At 64.0% G+C, this 19390-nt stretch carries 15 protein-coding genes; 9 read left to right on the top strand and 6 right to left on the bottom strand.

Annotation, left to right across the window (positions count from 1 at the left end; all coding sequences use genetic code 11):
• The first annotated feature begins 6 nt into the window (after nt 1-6).
• From IE125_RS04680 to cydC, 3 genes are all read left to right on the top strand, one after another.
• The gene (locus tag IE125_RS04680; protein WP_189443478.1) at nt 7-1056 is read left to right on the top strand and encodes a cytochrome d ubiquinol oxidase subunit II; all 1050 of its coding nucleotides are present in this window, start codon (nt 7-9) and stop codon (nt 1054-1056) included.
• Nucleotides 1057-1220: 164 nt separating this feature from the next.
• Entirely contained in the window at nt 1221-3083 is a 1863-nt protein-coding gene (cydD, locus tag IE125_RS04675; RefSeq protein WP_189443477.1) for a thiol reductant ABC exporter subunit CydD, read from the top strand.
• The gene (cydC, locus tag IE125_RS04670) at nt 3080-4765 is read left to right on the top strand and encodes a thiol reductant ABC exporter subunit CydC (RefSeq protein ID WP_229808922.1); all 1686 of its coding nucleotides are present in this window, start codon (nt 3080-3082) and stop codon (nt 4763-4765) included. The genes cydD and cydC overlap by 4 nt, the downstream gene beginning before the upstream one ends.
• Before the next feature lie 231 nt (nt 4766-4996).
• Here cydC and IE125_RS04665 read toward each other — a convergent pair whose 3' ends face one another.
• The 3 genes from IE125_RS04665 to IE125_RS04655 are packed head-to-tail and all read right to left on the bottom strand — an operon-like array spanning nt 4997 to nt 6527.
• Complete coding sequence (locus tag IE125_RS04665; protein WP_189443476.1) at nt 4997-5848, bottom strand: protein NO VEIN domain-containing protein; 852 nt, start codon at nt 5846-5848, stop codon at nt 4997-4999.
• A 51-nt stretch (nt 5849-5899) separates the two neighbouring features.
• Nucleotides 5900-6286: a type II toxin-antitoxin system VapC family toxin gene (locus IE125_RS04660; RefSeq protein ID WP_189443475.1), complete on the bottom strand. Its 387-nt coding sequence runs from the start codon at nt 6284-6286 to the stop codon at nt 5900-5902.
• Nucleotide 6287: 1 nt separating this feature from the next.
• Nucleotides 6288-6527, bottom strand: coding sequence for a type II toxin-antitoxin system Phd/YefM family antitoxin (locus tag IE125_RS04655; RefSeq protein WP_189443474.1), 240 nt, complete (start codon nt 6525-6527; stop codon nt 6288-6290).
• 269 nt (nt 6528-6796) lie between these two features.
• Between IE125_RS04655 and IE125_RS04650 the strand changes: the two genes are divergently transcribed.
• A complete protein-coding gene (locus tag IE125_RS04650; RefSeq protein WP_229808921.1) occupies nt 6797-8248 on the top strand; it encodes an aspartate ammonia-lyase in 1452 nt (483 codons plus the stop codon).
• Between the two features lie 9 nt (nt 8249-8257).
• Here IE125_RS04650 and IE125_RS04645 read toward each other — a convergent pair whose 3' ends face one another.
• Nucleotides 8258-9157 carry a bestrophin family protein gene (locus IE125_RS04645; protein ID WP_189443473.1) on the bottom strand — a complete coding sequence of 300 codons (900 nt, stop codon included), beginning with the start codon at nt 9155-9157 and terminating at the stop codon, nt 8258-8260.
• A gap of 63 nt (nt 9158-9220) precedes the next feature.
• Nucleotides 9221-10084: a YicC/YloC family endoribonuclease gene (locus tag IE125_RS04640; protein ID WP_189443472.1), complete on the bottom strand. Its 864-nt coding sequence runs from the start codon at nt 10082-10084 to the stop codon at nt 9221-9223.
• Between the two features lie 180 nt (nt 10085-10264).
• On the opposite strand from IE125_RS04640, the gene rph reads away from it, so the two are divergent.
• Both rph and poxB read left to right on the top strand, forming a co-directional pair.
• A complete protein-coding gene (gene rph, locus IE125_RS04635; protein WP_189443471.1) occupies nt 10265-10987 on the top strand; it encodes a ribonuclease PH in 723 nt (240 codons plus the stop codon).
• A gap of 257 nt (nt 10988-11244) precedes the next feature.
• A complete protein-coding gene (gene poxB, locus IE125_RS04630; RefSeq protein WP_189443470.1) occupies nt 11245-12981 on the top strand; it encodes a ubiquinone-dependent pyruvate dehydrogenase in 1737 nt (578 codons plus the stop codon).
• Between the two features lie 146 nt (nt 12982-13127).
• On the opposite strand, the gene IE125_RS04625 is transcribed toward poxB, so the two are convergent.
• Nucleotides 13128-14261 carry an alkene reductase gene (locus tag IE125_RS04625; RefSeq protein WP_189443469.1) on the bottom strand — a complete coding sequence of 378 codons (1134 nt, stop codon included), beginning with the start codon at nt 14259-14261 and terminating at the stop codon, nt 13128-13130.
• Between the two features lie 238 nt (nt 14262-14499).
• Here IE125_RS04625 and IE125_RS04620 point away from each other — a divergent pair, with 238 nt between their 5' ends.
• From IE125_RS04620 to gshB, 3 genes are all read left to right on the top strand, one after another.
• Nucleotides 14500-16077, top strand: a complete 1578-nt coding sequence (locus IE125_RS04620) for an FMN-binding glutamate synthase family protein (protein ID WP_189443468.1) — start codon at nt 14500-14502, stop codon at nt 16075-16077.
• Between the two features lie 76 nt (nt 16078-16153).
• Nucleotides 16154-18292 (top strand): prolyl oligopeptidase family serine peptidase, encoded by a 2139-nt coding sequence (locus IE125_RS04615; protein ID WP_189443467.1) that lies wholly within the window; start codon nt 16154-16156, stop codon nt 18290-18292.
• Nucleotides 18293-18387: 95 nt separating this feature from the next.
• Entirely contained in the window at nt 18388-19368 is a 981-nt protein-coding gene (gene gshB / locus IE125_RS04610; RefSeq protein WP_189443466.1) for a glutathione synthase, read from the top strand.
• The last annotated feature ends 22 nt before the right edge of the window (nt 19369-19390 follow it).

The following is a 19390-nucleotide window of genomic DNA, read 5'->3' as shown; positions in this document are numbered from 1 at the left end:
TCATCGATGCATACGTTTTCCGCTTCACAGCAGGTCCTGATCTTCGCGTGGTGGTTTGCGCTGGGCCTGAGCGTGCTGATCTACATTGCGCTGGATGGCGCCGATCTCGGCGCCGGCATCTTCTCGCTGTTCGTTCGCGATCACGACGAGCGTGGCGCGATCATGACGGCGATGGCCGGCACCTGGGATGCCAACGAGACCTGGCTGATCGTCGCCGGCGGCATCCTGTTCGGGACCTTTCCGTACGTCTACGGCTCGGCCTTCAACTACCTCATGGTGCCGCTGGCCTTCGTGCTCTGGGGCATCATGGCCCGTGCCGTGGCGCTGGAGTTCCGTCATCTCGCCTCGCCGTTCTGGCAGCGCTTCAGCGACGGTGTGTTCGGCGTCGCCAGCCTGACTGTCACCTTCTTCGGCGGCATGTCGGTCGGTGCGGTGCTCCACGGCTACCCGATGACCGATGAAGCCGGTCGCGTACCGACCTACGTCGGCGGGGCTTTCGCCTTCATCACGCCGTTCTCGATCTGGGTCGGCATTGCTTCCACCATTGCCATGACGCTGGCCGGCGTGCTGTTCGTGCGGGCACGCTTCGAGAAGGATGAGCCGATCCGTCAGGATGCGGCCAAATGGACCGCGACCATCTTCTATCTCGCCATTGCCGCCGTCGCCGTGACCACTGCCTGGAGCGCGCTGATCTTCCCGTGGGCCGCCAACCGCTGGTTCGGCTCGGAAGTCTGGATCTGGGGCATTCTGTTCATCGTCAGCCTGTTCGCGATCATCCAGATGCGCCGGGCAACCAATCAGGACCGCGATCTCGCGGCGGTGCTGTGGTTCAACAGCGCGGCGGTGATCATGGGCCTGGGCATGCTGGCGACGATGTTCCCCTATCTGATCCCGGGCACCTGGACGATCTGGGATGCGGCGAGCCCCGAAGTCTCGATCACCACCTTCACCATGACCATGGGTGGCTTCATTCCGGTGATGATCCTCTACAATGCCTACCAGATCTGGGTGTTCCGCGCGCGCGTCTCCAAGCTGGCCGCGCACGCCCACCACTGATCACGGCGAGTTATCCGATCGTCGCTGCCGTCTACGGGTAGCGACATCACTGCCGGAAGCCTCGTTTACGTGACGTAAACGAGGCTTCTTGGGTTTCGTCTTCACGGCCCGGCTTTCACGGTTCAGTCCTCACGCCCCGGCCTTCTCTACGCTCTGGAATCCTCATGGCACTCAGCAGCACTCCGACACACGATGGCAGCGCCAAGCGCCACGAAGCCTGGCTCAAGCAGAAGTCTCGCGCCGTGCGCGGCGCGCTCTCGCTGACGGCGACCTCGGGATTGATCGGCGGCGTGCTGCTGATCATTCAGTGCTGGCTGGTCGCGCGGGTGATCGACGCCGCGATCATCGAGGGCGCCGAGCTCGATGGCGTGTGGCAATGGCTGTGGCCGCTGCTCGGCATCTTCCTCGCCCGGGCGCTGATGTCGACGATCACCGATCGGCTCGCGTTCGAGGCGGCCAGCCGCATCAAGCGCACGCTGCGCGAACAGGTGATGGCGCGTTTCGCCGCGCGCGGTCCGCGCTGGATGGAAGGCCAGCGCAGCGGCGAGATCGCCAACGCGCTGGGCTCGGCGGTAGAGGGCGTGCACGACTATGTCAGCGCCTACCTGCCACAGAAGCAGCTCGCCGCGATGATCCCGGTGGCGATTCTGGTCGCGATCTTCCCGCAGGACTGGGTTTCCGGGCTGATTCTGTTGATCACCGCGCCGATTCTGCCGCTGTTCATGATCATCGTCGGTCGCGGCGCCGAAGCGCTGAGCCAGAAGCAGTGGCGGCGGCTGGCGCTGATGGGCGCGCACTTCTTCGATGCCATCGAAGGACTGACCACACTCAAGCAGTTCGGCGCCAGCCGGCGCGAGGCGGAGGCGGTCGCACGTATCTCCGAGGATTACCGCAGCGCGACGATGAAGGTGCTGCGGGTCGCGTTTCTCTCCTCGCTGGTGCTCGAGTTCTTCGCCACGCTCGGTGTCGCCATGGTCGCGGTCTATATCGGCTTTCGGCTTTATTATGGCCAGCTCGACTTCCTGCCGGGCCTGTTCGCGCTGCTGCTCGCGCCGGAGTTCTACCGCCCGCTGCGCGACATGGGTGCCAATTACCACGCCCGGATGGAAGCGATCGGCGCCGTCGGCGAACTGATGCCTATTCTGAGCGAGGACAGTGGCGAGCCAGACAACGAACAGCGCGAGGGCAGTGGCGAGCCGAACGAGGGCAGTGGCGAGCCGAACGAGGGTAGCGGCGAGCTAAAAAAAGCCCAGGCGCTGCCGGATCGCCCCATCGCGCGCGTTCGCTTCGAGCAGGTCAGCTTCCACCATGGTCCAACGGCTGGAGGTGAGGAAAGCCACGGCGACGGTGTCGAGGCGATCGATTTCACGCTCGCGCGCGGCGAGTGCGTGGCGCTGGTCGGCCCCAGCGGGGCGGGCAAGACCACGCTCGGCAAGCTGCTGCTCGGGTTCTTGCCGGTCAGCGACGGCGTGATTCGTATCGACGAGATCCCCCTTCCAATGCTCGCCCCGGATGCCTGGCGCCAACGCCTGGGCTGGATGCCGCAGCGCCCGACGCTCTTTGCCGGCACGATCGGTGAAAACCTGACGCTTGGCGCACCCGAGTCGACGCGGGACGACATCGAGGCCGCGCTCCGTGCCGCCGACGCGCTCGATATCGTGCATAAGCTGCCAGACGGTCTCGAGACCTGGCTCGGCGACGGTGGCAGCGGACTTTCCGGCGGTCAGATTCAGCGTCTCGCGCTCGCTCGCGCGCTGCTGGGGCGCCCGGACGTGCTGGTGCTCGACGAGCCCACCGCCTCGCTGGATGCCGGTACCGCCGCGCGCGTGCTCGCCGGGCTGGATCGCGCCCGCGTTGACACTGCCACGCTGCTGATCACGCACGATATCAGCGCGGCACGCCGGGCAGATCGCATCCTCTTTCTCGATCGCGGGCGCATCGTCGAGCACGGCACGCCCGCCGAACTCGAAGCCGCCAGTGGCGCCTTCGCGCGCTTCGTCGAACTCGCCGAGCGAGGTGTTCTATGAAGACCGGCATGAACGACATGCGGCGCCTGATGCGGCTGTTTCGCCCCTATCGCATCTGGGTCGTCGGCGGTATCGCACTCGGCTGCGTGGTGATTCTCGCCAATGTCGCGCTGCTCGCGCTCTCCGGCTGGTTCATTGCCGGCATGGCCCTGGCCGGGTTGGGGCCGCAGTCGATCTCCTATTTCGCGCCGGCGGCGCTGATTCGCGGACTGGCAATCCTGCGCACCGGCGCGCGCTATGGCGAACGCCTCGTCACCCACGAAGCGACGCTGCGCTTTCTCGCCGAACTGCGGGTCTGGTTCTACGAGCGTCTCGAACCGCTCGGGCCCGCGGCGATGGATTCCTGGCGCGGCGGTGACCTGCTCGCCCGCATCCGCTCGGATATCGACAGCCTCGACAACTTCTACCTGCGCATTCTGGCGCCGGTGATCAACGCGCTGATCTGCTCGATCGTCATCGTCGCAGGCCTTGCGCTCTATGACGGCCGCGTCGCCGCGCTGGACCTCGTCGCGCTCCTGCTCGCCGTGCTCGTCATTCCGCTAATGGTGCAGAAGTTCGCCGCCAGCGCCGGGCGCGGGCTGACAGAGATTCGAAGCGCTTTGGACTCCGCCGCCACCGACACCACGCGCGGGCTTGGCGAACTCTTCGTGCTCGGCGCCTTCGAGCGTCAGCGTGCGCGCGTGCTCGAACTCGGCGAGCGCCTGATCGCCGCCCAGCGCCGCCAGATGTGGGTCGGCGCCATCGGCCGCGCGCTCTCCGGGCTTGTCGGCAACCTCGCCATGTGGGGCGCGCTGGTGCTGGTGATCCCGCTGGTGGCCGCCGGAGACATGCCCGGCCCGCAGCTCGCCATGCTCGCGCTCTGGGTGCTGGCGAGCTTCGAAGCCGTCGCGCCGCTGCCGATGGCGTTCGCTGCCTTTGGTGAAACCGCCGCTGCCGCCCGCCGCATCTTCGAGATCGCCGATGCCACACCTGCCGTGCGCGCCCCCGATGCCGCCATCGCCAAAGTGCCGGCATGTTTCGATCTGACGCTGACGGATGTCAGCATGCGCTACCGGCCCGAGAGCGACTGGGCGCTTCAAGACTTCTCGCTGTCGCTTGCCGAGGGCGAATCCGTCGGCCTCGTCGGCGAGAGCGGCGCCGGCAAGAGCACGCTGCTCGCGCTCGTTCAGCGCTTCCGCGAATTCCAGTCAGGCGAGATCACCATCGGCGGCGTCGACCTGCGCGAGATCAGTGAGGCCACGCTGCGCCAGACGATCTCCGTCGTCGCCCAGCGCACGCATCTGTTCAACGCCTCGATCCGCGACAACCTCCTGCTCGCCAAACCCGATGCCAGCGACGATGAACTCCATCACGCACTCAAACTCGCCGGCCTCGAAGACGAGATCAGTAACTTCCCCGACGGACTCGACACGCTCGTCGGCGAAGTCGGCACCCGCCTCTCCGGCGGCCAGGCAAGACGCGTCGCCATCGCCCGCGCGTTTCTCCGCGACGCCCGTATCCTCCTGCTCGATGAACCCACCGAAGGCCTCGATGCCGACAGCGAAGCCCGCGTGCTGGAAGCCCTCGGCAAATTGATGCAAGGCAAGACCACGCTGCTCGTCTCGCACTGGCCGCGCGCGCTCGCGTTCGTGGGCAGAGTGGAGAAGGTGGGGCATGAACCTCTCCACGAATCGCGAAGTTAAAATAAGGCCGATAGCTATTTTAAGTTATCGCCGAAAATGAAATAACAGTGATCAGGTCGCACTAGTGGCTGGTGTCGATGGTGTCGACATGACTATCGGGTCATGTCGATTTTTTTGCGTATCGTGAACATGACTCGCCGGGTGGGGCGCGGGTGGGGTGATAGTCTCGACACAAGCTAACTGGAACTGTCTTGAGAATTCCCTATGCCCTGGCAGTGATTTTACTGACCACTAACGAATACCTGCCCGATAGCTATTGGGCTCAAGGCACAAATAATCGCTCATATCCCCCTGCAAGCAGAACATTCTCGGTTTATGGCGAAACGTGAATAGGCGGAAAAGATGATAGCGCTCGGCGTTGTCGCGTGAGCAAGCGAGTTCGTTGGGTGTGATGAAAAATGCGCTCTCTTTAGCAAAGGCTGTCGTTTTGACCTCAATCCAGCGCTCACGTCCATTCGGCTCGAAAGAGAGTACGTCGAATCCGGCGCCGTCGCCCTGTGTTTCAGCAATGTGCTCTACCCGATCCGCGAGTCGAGATTCGCCTGCTTGACGCAAGCGGCGCTGCTCGAAGCTAACGACAAAGCGCTCACCAGAAAGGCCGAGTTCGCGGTTATGCGCTTCACGGGCGAGATAGTCACGCTTGATTGGGCGTCGTTCGTAGGCGGCGGGCCTTTCGTTGATCTCGTGATGGGACTGCGATGCCTCTGGTGGCATCACAATGACACCATCATGGGCTGGCTCGGCTGAATCGACCGCTGGCCGCTCGGCGGCGGAGCGGGCCGCGCGATCGAATATTTCGCTACCCAACAAGACCCGCTCTACGGCTTCGACGAGCATTCCTTGGTAGTTGCCCAAGGGTTTGTAGCCGTCCACATAGGGGCAGTCGGCATCGCGTAGTACGGCGCTGATGTTGCGGTGTTTATATTCGATGGAGGACCTAGAGCGGTCTTGGAGACGTTCCATCAACGCTTGATTGAGCTGACTCTTGTTGTAGCGCTGTCCACTTAGTTCGGCGACGAGCATCTGCCGATACGTTGCAACGATGGCTTCGACTTCGAGAACGCTCCAATGCGATTGGGGCATGGTAATCACTCAAGGATGATTCGATTGATTTGCAATGAGTGCCTAGTCATTCTAGACCCGCCGAATCGGCCCCGGGTAACGCGCCACCAGCTCATCCGCCGTCAGCAGCAGAAAGCCTTCAGACTCGGCCTGGGCGACCAGGATGCGATCGAACGGATCTTTGTGAATATCCGGCAAGTGGCTGACAGCCAGCGTGTGTGACGCGGCGATGGGTAGCTCAAGGTATCCGTTGTCGATCAAACTGCGGCGGAAGAGGTGCGGGTCCAACTGGAAGTCGGGACGCTGGAGCCCGTTCTTGATCACGATCTCCCACAGACTTGCCGCGCTGAAATGGAGAGTGTTCCCGGTATCTTCGATCAGCGCGACGGCTTCGTCGGACAGTCGTTCTGGCTCTGCGGCGGCCCACAGCAAGACGTGAGTATCGAGTAAAAGATTCACGTCAAGCCCCGAACATGTCAGCGATCTCTTGCTCGCCCATGCGGTCGAAGTCCTCGGGAACCTTGAACTGGCCCTTCATGAAGCCAAGCCGTTTCTGCTGACCGGCGTCCGGGCTATCGATAGCCGTGACCTTGGCAATGGGCTTGCCGGCCTTGGCAATGACAAAACCTTCTCCCTGCGCGGCTTTGGCAAGAAGCTGAGAGAGCCGGGTCTTGGCTTCGTGGATGTTGACGGATTCCATGGTGGTTTCCTGGACTTAGTTTAATGGGCCTAGTCTATGCGCTTTCCGTTGAACTGACATCAAGATTCGACATCGCTCTGCCAGTCCTGAGCTTTCCGACCGCCGTGCTATCCAGCGAAGACGATCCCATACCACCCCGGCATGCACCACCACACAACGGCATTGGGCAGCCGTTCGCGGCGGCGTTAACGTAGCGTCACTGAATCACCGAACCGCGTCGCCCTGGGCGGCGCGGCCTTTCTCCCCCCGCTGCGAAGACGACTGCAACCATGATGGCAACACCGGACCACGGCTTTGACGCCGATGCGATCCTCACCCGTGAAGAAAAAGACCTGCTGGGCGTGCTGCCCGTTCCCCTCACTGCCTATTACGGCATCCAGACGCAGCGGGCGCTGGATAACTTCCATCTGAGCGGCGTGCCGCTGTCGCACTATCCCAAGCTGGTGATGGCGCTGGCGATGGTCAAGCAGGCGGCGGCGGAGGCCAACCACCAGCTCGGCTATCTCGACGAGACGCGGCTCGGGGCGATTCGTCACGCCTGCCAGCAGCTGGTGGGCGGCGAGCATCTCGACCAGTTCGTGGTCGACATGATCCAGGGCGGCGCCGGCACCTCGACCAACATGAACGCCAACGAGGTGATCGCCAACCTGGCGCTCGAGCATCTCGGCCACGCCAAGGGTGACTACGCGCACCTGCACCCCAACAACCACGTCAACATGGCGCAGTCGACCAACGACGCCTACCCGACGGCGATCCGCCTCGGTCTGCTGCTGGGCCACGATGATTTGTTGATGAGCCTTGCGCGCTTACGCGATGCGCTGGCGGACAAGGGCGAGGCGTTCTCCGGCGTGTTGAAGATGGGCCGTACCCAGCTGCAGGACGCGGTGCCGATGACCCTCGGCCAGGAGTTCCACGCTTTCGCCACCACGCTGGGTGAGGATCTCGGCCATCTGGAGTCGCAGATTCCGCGCCTGCTGTGCGAGGTGAATCTCGGCGGTACGGCCATCGGTACCGGCATCAACTCCGACCCGCGCTATCAGCATCTGGCGGTGGAGCGGCTCAGCACGATCAGCGGCCAGCCGCTGGTGCCGGCGAAGGATCTGATCGAGGCGACCTCGGACATGGGCGCCTTCGTGCTCTTCTCGGGCATGCTGAAGCGCCTGGCGGTAAAGCTCTCCAAGATCTGCAACGACCTGCGCCTGCTCTCCAGCGGGCCGCGCGCCGGGCTCAACGAGATCAACCTGCCGGCGCGTCAGCCGGGCAGCTCGATCATGCCGGGCAAGGTCAATCCGGTGATTCCGGAGGCGGTCAATCAGGTCGCGTTCGAGGTGATCGGCAACGATCTGGCGCTGACCATGGCCGCCGAGGGCGGGCAGTTGCAGTTGAACGTGATGGAGCCGCTGATCGCCTACAAGCTGTTCGACTCCATTCGGCTGCTGACCCGCGCCATGAACATGCTGCGCGAGCACTGCATTGTCGGGATTACCGCCAACGAGGCGCACTGCCGCGAGATGGTCGAGAAGTCGATCGGGCTGGTCACGGCGCTGAACCCGCATATCGGCTACGACAACGCCACGCGCATCGCGCGCGAGGCGCTCGCCACCGGGCGTAGCGTGCTGGAACTGGTGCTGGAAGAGAACCTGCTGGATGAAGCCTCGCTCGCCGATATCCTGCGCCCGGAGAACATGATCGCACCGAGGCTCAAGCCGCTGGGGCGCTGAAAGGGCGGCTCAGGTCAGTACTCGGCTACGGCTCTGCGGTGCCGGCGGTAATTCGGTCTCGCCCAGCGCGTCGAGAATCTCTCGCTCGATGGTACGCGCTATGGCGCTTGTGGGCAGGTCGTTCTCGTCGTAGCCGAACGGGTCTTCCAGTTCTTCCGCGATGGCATCCAGGCCGAAGAAGGTGTAGCTGACGATGGCGGTAAAAACCGGCGTGATCCAGCCGAGCGGCTGCGCCATCGCAAATGGCAGCAGGATGCAGAAAAGAAAGATGGTGCGGTGCAGTAGCAGCGTGTAAGGAAAGGGGAGTGGTGTCTGCTTGATCCGCTCGCAGGTGCCCTGGGCCGTTGCCAGCGTGTGCAGGCGCTGTTCCAGAATCGTGTAGCGCCATTCGTTGATTGCCGAGTCGCTGGCAAGTTTTGCGCACTGGTTGCCGACCCGGCGCAGAATCGCATCGCTGACGTTGATGCCATAGGCAGCGCGCGTCTCAGGCAGCCAGGCGCGGGCGGCAGCGTATTCATCCTCGCCGCGAAGCCGCGCGTTGAGCGCATGGCTGAAGCCGCACAGCTCGCGCAGCAGGGAGGCTCGGGTGGCAGTGTTCTCCAGCGCCACGCTGGCGCGGATGAACGAGCGCGTTTCGATCAGTACGTTGCCCCAGGCGCGGCGTCCCTCCCACCAGCGGTCGTGACAGGCGGTATTGCGAAAGCTCATGAAGATCGAGAGCGATAGCCCGAGCAGAGTAAACGGCGTCGCGCTGACCGGCGCGAACCAGGCCGGATAGCGCCTTTCGATCAGAACGATCAGGCAGGCGAGCAGCGTGATCATCAGGCAGCGTAGCGCGATGCGCTTGATGATCGAGCCCTTGAGCGTGACCAGCGCCCCGATCCAGCTTGGGTTTTGGTTGACGATCATGCGGCGAATGCCCCGAGTGGATGGAAGAACAGACCCACGACCTGTGGCCTCAGGAAACGGCCTTCACTCCAGATTCTGAATCTGCTCCCTCATCTGCTCGATCAGTACCTTCAACTCCACCGCGCAGCGGGTGGTGTCGGCGACGATGGCCTTGGAGGAGAGGGTGTTGGCTTCGCGGTTCAGCTCCTGCATCAGGAAGTCGAGGCGCCGGCCGATGGGGCCTTTCTGCTTGAGCTGGCGTTCGACCTCGGTGACGTGGGTTTCGAGCCGGTCGAGCTCTTCGGCGACGTCGGCTTTCTGCGCGACCAGCACCATCTCCGCTTCCAGGCGCTGGGGGTCGAGCTCGGCCTTGGCCGTCTCCAGTCGCTCGAGCAGCTGCGTGCGTTGGCGCTCGAGAATCGCCGGCAGATGCTCGCGCACCATGGCGACCTGTTCGCGCACGCCGGCGAGGCGCTCGCGGATCAGCTCGGCCAGGCGTTCGCCTTCGCGGGCGCGGCCGGTTTGCAGGTCGGCCAGCGCGGCCTCGAACAGTTCGAGGCCTGCGGCCTTGACCGCTTCCAGGTTCATGCGCTGGGTCGCCATCACGCCTGGATGGGCCAGCAGTTCCAACGCGTTGGGCATCGGCGCTTCCGGCAGGCGGTCACGCACCTGCGTCAGCACCTGAGAAAGTGCATCGAGCTGGCCGGCGTTGATGCCTGGCGCGGCGTCGGCTTCGGCGGGGTCGAAGCGCAGAAAGCACTCGACCTTGCCGCGTGCGAGCCGCGAGCGCAGCGCCTCGCGGAAGTGGGGTTCGAGATCGCGCAGGCTGTCGGCGAGGCGAAAATGCGGTTCCAGATAGCGCTGATTCACCGAGCGCAGTTCGAGCTGCAGGCTGCCCCAGTCGGCCTCGACGGTCTGGCGGGAGAAGGCGGTCATGCTGTGAGGCATGGGGATTCCTTGAATCGACGATCAATCGCTCGAGTGTAACGCATCGTCAGGCGCGTTGGCCGCCCCGTTGTCGCTGGTTCGTCGGGCGATGAATTCGCACGCAGGATCGGTAGAATGGCGCTCTTTGTGCCGCGCTTTCTATCTACACACTTCCCACGCACTTCGATTCGAGAGGCTTTCATGCGCCCGAGTGGACGACAACCCGATCAGCCCCGCGAGGTCACGCTGACCCGCGGTTTCACGCGCCACGCCGAAGGTTCGGTGCTGGTCACCTTCGGCGATACCCAGGTGCTGTGTAACGCCAGCGTCGAGGCTGGCGTGCCGCGCTGGCTGCGCGGCAAGAATCAGGGTTGGGTCACGGCGGAATACGGCATGCTGCCGCGCGCGACCCATACTCGCGGCGGCCGTGAGGCGGCCCGTGGCAAGCAGGGCGGGCGCACGCTGGAGATCCAGCGCCTGATCGGTCGCAGCCTGCGTGCGGCGGTCGATCTCAAGAAGCTCGGCGAGTTCACCATCACGGTCGACTGCGACGTGCTGCAGGCCGATGGCGGTACGCGCACGGCGTCGATCACCGGTGCCTGTGTCGCGCTCGTCGAGGCGATCCAGTACATGCAGCGCAAGAAGATGATCAAGACCGACCCGTTCCGCCAGCTGGTCAGTTCGATCTCGGTCGGTGTCTTCAAGGGCACGCCGGTGCTCGATCTGGACTACCCGGAAGACAGCGCCGCAGACACCGACATGAACGTGGTGATGACCGAGGACGGCAAGCTGATCGAGGTGCAGGGCACGGCGGAAGCCGAAGCGTTCTCCCGCGCCGAGCTGAACGGCATGCTCGATCTCGCCGAACTCGGGTGCAATGCCCTGTTCGAGAAGCAGCGCGAAGCGCTGGGCGTGCGTCGCTGAGACTGTCTTGGTGATATGAACGACGATGGCGGCCGTTCGCGCCGCCATCGTCTTGACTTCCTGCCTCTCATCTTTCGCCTTTCGCCTTTCGCCTTTCGCCTTTCGCCTTTCGCCTTTCGCCTTTCGCCTTTCGCCTTTCGCACGATTGTCGACAACGATGCGGCAAAGCCACTCACGGCGACTAGACTAGAGGTTCATGTCATCGGGCTGGACGCCCATCGGGCGTGGCGAGCCCATTCAACGTCAGGGAGACACTCATGGCTGAAGTGACCGTTGCCGATCTCTTGGTCGAGACGCTTGCCCGTGCCGGCGTACGCAATATCTGGGGGCTGCCGGGCGACTCGCTCAACGGACTGACCGAGAGCCTGCGTCGCCAGGAGCAGATCCGCTGGCGCGGCGTGCGCCACGAAGAGGTCGCGGCGCTGGCCGCCAGCGCCGAGGCCGACGCGACCCGGCAGCTTTCCGTCTGCGCGGGCTCCTGCGGGCCGGGCAATCTGCATCTGATCAATGGCTTGTATGAAGCGCAGCGCGCCAATGTGCCGATGCTGGCGATTGCCGCGCAAATTCCCTCTAGCGAGAGCGGCCTGGGTTATTTCCAGGAGACCCACCCGGAAAATCTGTTCCGCGAATGTAGCGACTACTGCGAACTGGTGTCGTCGCCGGAGCAGATGCCGCGTGTGCTGGAAACCGCCATGAACACGGCGGTCACTCAGCGTAGCGTGGCGGTGATCGTGATTCCGGGCGATGTCGCTCTGCAGCCCGCGCCGGTCAAGGCTTCGCGCTGGTCGGAGCCCGTACGCGCCGTGGCGGTGCCGCCGGCGCCAGCACTCGAAGAACTGGCCGAGCTGATCAACGGCGAGCAGCGCATCGCGATCCTCGGTGGCTACGGCTGCGACGGCTATCACCAGCAGGTGGTGGCACTGGCCGAGCGGCTGAAAGCGCCGGTGATTCACGCCCTGCGCGGCAAGCAATCGCTGGAGTACGACAACCCCTATGATGTCGGCATGACGGGCCTGATCGGCTTCAGCTCTGGCTATCACGCGCTCAAGGATTGCGATTTCCTGCTGATGCTCGGCACCAATTTTCCCTATCGCGATTTCTTCCCCGACCACGGCAAGATCGTGCAGATCGACGCACGCGGTCCGCATCTCGGCCGGCGCAGCCCGCTGTTGAAAGGGCTGGTCGGCGATATCGGTGCCACTATCGAAGCGCTACTGCCGAGACTCGAGGAGAAGCACGACCGCGACTTCCTCGACGACGCCCAGAAGGATTATCGCAAGGCGCGTCAGGGGCTCGATGATCTCGCTGCCCCGCGGGAAAGCGGTCAGCCGTTGCATCCCCAGTATTTGACCGCGCGAGTCAGCGAGCTGGCGGCCAGCGATACCGTCTTCACCTGCGACGTCGGCACGCCGACGGTGTGGGCGGCGCGTTATCTCGCCATGAACGGCCAGCGGCGGCTGACCGGCTCCTTCATGCACGGTTCGATGGCCACGGCGGTTCCGCAGGCGATGGGTTGGCAGGCGGCGTTTCCCGAGCGGCAGGTCGTCGCGCTGGCGGGTGACGGTGGCATCAACATGCTGATGGGCGATCTGATTACGCTGGTAGAGCATCGGCTACCGGTGAAGATTGTGGTCTACAACAACCAGACGCTCGGCTTCGTCGCGATGGAGATGAAAGCGGCGGGCTTCGTCGATGAAGTCACCAACCTGCCGACGGCGGATTTCGCCAAGGTGGCGGAGTCGCTGGGCATGTTCGGCGTTCGTGTCGACTCTTCCGATGCTATCGACGATGCCCTTCGCCTGGCATTCGCTCACGACGGCCCGGCGCTGATCGACGTGCGCACCGCCAAACAGGAGCTGTCGATTCCTCCGCGCATCCAGGCCGAACAAGCCAAAGGCTTCAGCCTCTACACCGTGCGTGCGGTGATGAGCGGTCGCGGCGATGAAGTGGTGGATCTTGCCAAGACCAATTGGCCTTGGCGACGCAAGAAGTAATCTCCTGCCGAGGAAGATAGAACGCCATGAAAAAGCCCCGATCCACAGCGATCGGGGCTTCGGTTTGGGGCTGTCCTGTCGAGAGTTCATCCTGTCAGGGATCGGTCGGCAGGACGACTCCGGGATTGCAGGCTTTCAGCGCGCGATCAGGATTTCTCCTCGATCATCTTTTCGCGCTCGAGGCGTGCCTGCTCTTCCGGGTAGGTCGGGAAGTCGATGTAACCGCGAGCGTCGCCGCCGTAGAAGGTGTTCGGATCGAACGGGGTCAGCGGCCAACCGTTGCGCATACGCTCGACCAGATCCGGGTTGGAGGTGAACGGACGACCAAACACCGGCAGGTCGATAGTGCCCTCGTCGACCAGCTTCTGCGCTTCCGCCTGGTCGAGGTTACCGGCAAGCAGCAGGTTGCCGTCGTAGACATCGCGGAACTGGCGCAGGTAGTCGCGCGGCATCGGCGGCATCCCCTGGCCACCCTGGTCGTGCAGGTGGACGTACGCCAGCCCACGCTTGTTGAACTCGCGCGCCAGATGCAGATAGGTCTCGCCGTTATCGTCGTACTCCGGCATATCGAACAGAGTGCCGAACGGCGATAGACGCACGCCGACGCGGCGCGAACCGATCATGCGGCTGACCTCGTCGACCACTTCCAGCAGCAGGCGGCAGCGGTTTTCGCGTGAGCCGCCGTACTCGTCGTCGCGATCGTTGACGCCCGGATTGAGGAACTGCTCGAACAGGTAGCCGTTGGCGCCGTGAACCTCGACACCGTCGAAGCCGGCTTCGCGAGAGTTGACCGCGGCCTGGGCGAAATCGCGCACGATCTGGCGCACTTCACGCGTTTCGAGGCGGCGCGGCTGGCTCGCCTTCATCATGTCCGGCTTGCCATCTTCGTTGTAGCCGAATGCCATGCCGCCTTGCTTGTCGCTGGGGCCGACCGGCGACTGTCCGGCGATCTGCACGGAAGTGTGCGAGACGCGACCGACGTGCCAGATCTGTGCGTAGATGACGCCATTGCGCTCATGAACGGCGCGTGTTGCCTTGGCCCAGCCGGCGATCTGGTCGGGACCGAAGATGCCCGGGTTGTAGAGATAGCCCTGGCCCTGACGCGAGACGGGCGTGCCCTCGGAGATGATCAGTCCGGCACTGGCGCGCTGGCGGTAGTAGAGCGCGCCCATCTCGGTGGGAATGTCCTCGACGGCCCGAGAGCGGGTCATCGGTGCCATGATGATGCGGTTGTCGAGGCGCGTGCCGTTGAGATCGAACGGTTCGAATAACGAAGCCATGAAGCGATTCCTTCTGCTGACAGGCATTGCCGTGAATGGATGTACGAAAGTCTAGTTAACGATTAGCAAGGCAACAATCAATCCCGTTCAACGGTGTGATAATTGCCCTCTATCGCGACTGTTCACCGCATGCGGCACGTAAGAGACGCCGTTCCGCTGGCGCGAAGTGGTGTTTGAACAATCCGCTGGCGCGGCCAACACTGATGTGGATGTTTCGCAAACCATGGATGGATCGAACATGCATCGCCAACTTTTCTATCTGGTCGCCGTCGCGCTGCTGGCGGGCATTCTGGTCGTCGGCGTTTTCTGGCCCGCCGAGCTTTGGCTACTCGTGCTGTGGATACCGCTAGCGCTGGTCGGCTGGCGCGATTTAAGTTCGTCTTCCAACGTGCTCTACAACTATCCCGTGCTGGGCCATCTGCGCTACCTGCTTGAGTTCGTGCGCCCGGAACTGCGCCAATACTTCTTCGAGTCCGAGACCAGTGGACGGCCCTTCTCGCGCGAGCAACGTAATCTGATCAACGCGCGAGCCGACGGTGGTGGCGACACCTCGCCGTTCGGCACCATCCGCGATGTCGACGCGCCTGGCTACAACTTCTCCTATCACTCGATCCAGCCCGGCGAAGTGCCGGCTTCCGAGCGCTGGATCACCATCGGAGGGCCGCAGTGTGCGCGGCCTTATCGCTCGTCACGACTGAATATCTCGGCGATGAGTTTCGGCTCGCTCTCCGGGCCGGCGGTGGAGGCGATGAATCTCGGCGCTAAGCAGGGGGGCTTCGCGCACGATACCGGTGAGGGCGCGATCAGTCCTTACCATGAAAAACATGGCGGTGATCTGATCTGGGAGCTGGGTACCGCCTACTTCGGCTGTCGCCGTAAAGACGGGCGCTTCGATGCCGAAACTTTCCAGGAAAAAGCGCGCCGCGATCAGGTCAAGATGGTCGAGATCAAGATATCTCAGGGCGCCAAGCCGTCACACGGTGGGCTGCTGCCGGGGGCCAAGGTTAATCAGGAGATCGCCGAGACCCGCCAGATCGAGGCCGGACAGGACTGCGCTTCGCCCTCGGCGCACCCCGAATTTTCAACGCCGCGGGAGCTGATGGCCTTCGTCGCCCGGCTGCGTGAACTTAGCGATGGCAAACCGGTCGGTATCAAGCTCTGCCTCGGCGTGCGCAGCGAGTTTCTTAGCATCTGCAAAGCGATGGTCGAGACTGGCACGCTGGTCGATTTCATCGTCATTGACGGCGCCGAGGGCGGTACCGGTGCGGCGCCGCAGGAGTTCGCCGATAGCCTCGGTGTCTTTATCGATGAGGCCATTCCCTTCGTCGATAGCGCGCTGCGCGGCGCGGGTCTGCGCGACAAGATCCGGCTCGTTGCTAGCGGCAAGGTGGCGCTGGGTTACGATATGGTGATGAAGACCGCGCTCGGTGCCGACATGTGCAACGCGGCGCGGCCGTTCATGTTCGCGGTCGGCTGCATACAGGCGCGGCGCTGCCACACCAATAAGTGTCCGACCGGCGTCGCTACGCAGGACCCCAAACGCTCGCGAGCAATCAACGTACCGGAGAAAGCCGAGCGAGTGGCCCGCTATCACCAGGCGACGCTGGATGGTTTCTCCGCCATCGTCGGGGCCATGGGCCTATCGAGCATCGACGCGCTGACGCCCGGTCACATCCGCCATCGCAGCAGTTATGCGCCGGCCCGCGGCTACGCCGACTTCGAGCTGCCCCGGTTGAAGGCGGGCGAGCTGCTGAGCGACGAAATGCCCGAGCCGTGGCGAGTGCATTGGGAAATGGCCTCGATCGACCGTTTCTAGGTGTCGTATGACCCTCGCCGACGCGTGCTACGCTCGAGGGCGGTCGATCTTTCCATCATCTGTTACCGAGGCTCGCATGCGCCGTTTCCCGCTGTCTTCCTACTGCTCATCCGATGACGTCGGCGGCCGCGCCGGCGTTGGCGGTGATCCCTATCGCTGGCTCGAGGCGGTCGAAAGTACCGAAGCGCTCGAGTGGGTACAGGCGCAGAACCGGCGCACGCTGGAGTCCCTCGAGGATGGCGATTTTCGCGCGCTGGAAGCGGGGCTTCGCGAGATTCTCGATGCCGACGATCGCATCCCGTTCGCGGTCAAGCGCGGTGAGCACTACTACAACTTTTGGCAGGACGCGGAACATCCGCGCGGGCTGTGGCGGCGCACGAGCTGGGCTTCCTATCGTCAGGCCGAGCCCGAGTGGGAAGTGCTGATCGACGTCGACTCGCTCAACGCTGCCGAGGACGAGAACTGGGTCTGGCACGGCGCGCGCTGTCTCGAGCCGGAGGTACGCAATGGCCGGTGGGAGCGAGCGCTGATCGCGCTGTCGCGCGGTGGTGCGGATGCCGACGTGACCCGCGAGTTCGATCTGATCGAGAAGCGCTGGATCGACGACGTAGAAGGCGGCTTTGCGCGCGCCGAAGCCAAGGGTGGCATGAGCTGGATCGACCGCGACACGGTCTTTGTCTACACCGACTTCGGCAGCGATTCCTTGACCACTTCCGGCTACCCACGCCAGGTCAAGCGCTGGCGACGCGGCGAGCCGATGGCTGCGGCCGAGACGGTATTCGAGGCGGTGCCGACGGAGCTGATGGCGGTTGCCTTCCGCGATACCACGCGCGGCTTCGAGCGCGATTTCGTTCACCATGCGCTCTCGTTCTACGAACAACGGCTGATCGAGCTGACGCCGACGGGAGAGTTCGTCATCGACGTGCCGCTCTCGGCTCAGGCTTCGGTGCATCGCGAGTGGCTCACGGTGCACCTGCGCGACGACTGGACGCCTGGCGAGACGGGCGCGACCTACGCTAGCGGCACGCTGCTCGCGATCGATTACGACGCTTTCAAGCGCGGTGGGCGCGATTTCACGGCGCTCTTCGTGCCAGATGCGCACCGTTCGCTGGAGGGCTTCGAGTGGACGCGTCACTTCCTGGTGCTGGACGTTCTCGAGGACGTGAAGCATCGCCTGCAACTGCTGACGCCGGGCGAGGGTATCGACTGGTCGCCGCGCGCGATGCCCGGTCTTCCGGAGGTGGGTGAGGTCGGTGTCGCCGCCATCGACGACGAGGAGAGCGACGAGGTCTTTCTCACCACGACTGACTATCTGACGCCGACCACACTGTCGACGCTGGATCTGGCCGACGGGGCGCAGGCCACGCCCGAGCCGATCAAGCGCGCGCCGAGTTTCTTCGACGCCGCGGGCATGCGTGCCGAGCAGCGCTTTGCCACCAGCGCCGATGGCACTCGGATTCCCTACTTTCTGGTACTGCCGGCGGGCGTCGAGGGCGACAAGCCCGACGCGCCGTTGCCGACGCTACTCTACGGTTACGGCGGCTTCGAAATCTCGCTGACGCCGCACTACATCGCCGGTGCCGGACGTAGCTGGCTGGCGCGCGGCGGCGCTTACGTGGTCGCCAACATTCGTGGCGGCGGCGAGTACGGCCCGCGCTGGCATCGCGCCGCCCTCAAGGGCGAGCGCCACAAGGCGTTCGAGGATTTCGCCGCCGTCGCCGAGGAGCTGGTCGCCACCGGCATCACCACGCCCGCGCGCCTCGGCATTCAAGGGGGCTCCAACGGCGGTCTGCTGGTCGGCAACATGATCACGCGTTATCCGCATCACTTCGCCGCCGCGGTGTGCGAGGTGCCGCTGCTCGATATGCAGCGCTACCACGAGCTGCTGGCGGGGGCTTCGTGGATGGCGGAGTACGGCGACCCGGAGAGCGACGACTGGGAGAACTTCCTCGAGGCCAATTCGCCGTATCACAACCTGCGTGAGGGTGTGGATTACCCGGCGGTGCTGTTCACCACCTCGACCCGCGACGATCGCGTTCATCCCGGCCACGCGCGCAAGATGATGGCGAAGATGCAGGCGGCCGGTTGCGATGTCACGTACTACGAGAACACCGAAGGCGGCCACGGCGGCGCGGCGGACAACGCCCAGCGCGCGCGCATGAGCGCGCTGACGTGGCGTTTTCTGTGGGCGCGGCTCGCCGGCGAATCGTCATGATCGCGACATCCACGCGACCGCCGATGCCTTGGTGGTGTCGGTCGCGCTGCGTCATACTGCGGCGCATTCAATCTCCCTTTCGGAAGGCCTGACCAATGAGCCAGAACACGTTAAATCCCGGCACCGTCAAGCTCGGCGTGGTGATGGACCCCATCGCCGACATTACCTACAAGAAGGACACTACCCTGGCGTTGCTATGGGCGGCGAAGGCGCTGGGCTGGTCACTTTTCTACCTCGAGCAGGAGGATCTCTATCTCTACGAAGGACGCGCCATGGGCAGCGTGCGGGCGCTGGACGTGCATCGCGATCCGAATCACTGGTTCGATCTCGGCGAGCGCGAGGCGGTGCCACTCGGCGAGCTCGACGTCATCCTGATGCGCAAGGACCCGCCGGTCGACGAGCACTTCCTCAATGCAGTGCATCTGCTCGGATTCGCCGAGCGTGAAGGCGCACTGGTGGTCAACCCGACTCGCGCGCTGCTCGAGTGCAACGAGAAGCTCTTCGCCCAGCAGTTCGCGCACTGCATTCCGCCGACGGTGGTCTCCTGCCGCGACCCGGTGCTGCGCGCCTTCCACGCCGAACATGGCGATACCATCTTCAAGCCGCTCGACGGCATGGGCGGCAGCGGCATCTTCCATATCGGACCCGAGGGTCGCAATCTCGGTTCGGTGATCGAGCAGCTCACCCAGCGCGGTCAGCGTCAGATCATGGCGCAGCGCTACCTGCCCGAGATCAAGGACGGCGATACGCGCATCCTGCTGGTCGATGGCGAGCCGGTGGAATATGGCCTTGCCCGCATCCCGAGCGCCGGTGAGACGCGCGGCAATCTCGCCGCTGGCGGCCGGGGAGTCTCTCGCGAACTGACCGAGCGCGACCACTGGCTGATCCAGCAGGTGCAGCCGATGATCCGCGAAAAAGGCCTTTTGTTCGTCGGCCTCGACGTGATCGGTGACTACATCACCGAAATCAACGTGACGAGCCCCACTTGCGTACGTGAGATCGACGATCAGCGCGGTACCGACATCGGTGCCACATTGATGGCAGCGATCGCCAAACGGCTCGACGCTCGCGTCTGAACGTCGGCGAGCACGGGGCTGG

Source organism: Salinicola rhizosphaerae, from assembly GCF_014652715.1.
Classification (GTDB): domain Bacteria; phylum Pseudomonadota; class Gammaproteobacteria; order Pseudomonadales; family Halomonadaceae; genus Salinicola; species Salinicola rhizosphaerae.
This window is presented reverse-complemented; position numbering and strand designations above follow the sequence as displayed.

Coding starts and splice junctions, on each gene's coding strand:
- cydD (WP_189443477.1), top strand. CDS start 1,221: ATGGCACTCAGCAGCACTCCGACACACGATGGCAGCGCCAAGCGCCAC.
- IE125_RS04620 (WP_189443468.1), top strand. CDS start 14,500: ATGCATCGCCAACTTTTCTATCTGGTCGCCGTCGCGCTGCTGGCGGGC.
- IE125_RS04640 (WP_189443472.1), bottom strand. CDS start 10,084: ATGCCTCACAGCATGACCGCCTTCTCCCGCCAGACCGTCGAGGCCGAC.
- gshB (WP_189443466.1), top strand. CDS start 18,388: ATGAGCCAGAACACGTTAAATCCCGGCACCGTCAAGCTCGGCGTGGTG.
- IE125_RS04665 (WP_189443476.1), bottom strand. CDS start 5,848: ATGCCCCAATCGCATTGGAGCGTTCTCGAAGTCGAAGCCATCGTTGCA.
- cydC (WP_229808922.1), top strand. CDS start 3,080: ATGAAGACCGGCATGAACGACATGCGGCGCCTGATGCGGCTGTTTCGC.
- rph (WP_189443471.1), top strand. CDS start 10,265: ATGCGCCCGAGTGGACGACAACCCGATCAGCCCCGCGAGGTCACGCTG.
- IE125_RS04655 (WP_189443474.1), bottom strand. CDS start 6,527: ATGGAATCCGTCAACATCCACGAAGCCAAGACCCGGCTCTCTCAGCTT.
- IE125_RS04645 (WP_189443473.1), bottom strand. CDS start 9,157: ATGATCGTCAACCAAAACCCAAGCTGGATCGGGGCGCTGGTCACGCTC.
- IE125_RS04625 (WP_189443469.1), bottom strand. CDS start 14,261: ATGGCTTCGTTATTCGAACCGTTCGATCTCAACGGCACGCGCCTCGAC.
- IE125_RS04650 (WP_229808921.1), top strand. CDS start 6,797: ATGATGGCAACACCGGACCACGGCTTTGACGCCGATGCGATCCTCACC.
- IE125_RS04615 (WP_189443467.1), top strand. CDS start 16,154: ATGCGCCGTTTCCCGCTGTCTTCCTACTGCTCATCCGATGACGTCGGC.
- IE125_RS04680 (WP_189443478.1), top strand. CDS start 7: ATGCATACGTTTTCCGCTTCACAGCAGGTCCTGATCTTCGCGTGGTGG.
- poxB (WP_189443470.1), top strand. CDS start 11,245: ATGGCTGAAGTGACCGTTGCCGATCTCTTGGTCGAGACGCTTGCCCGT.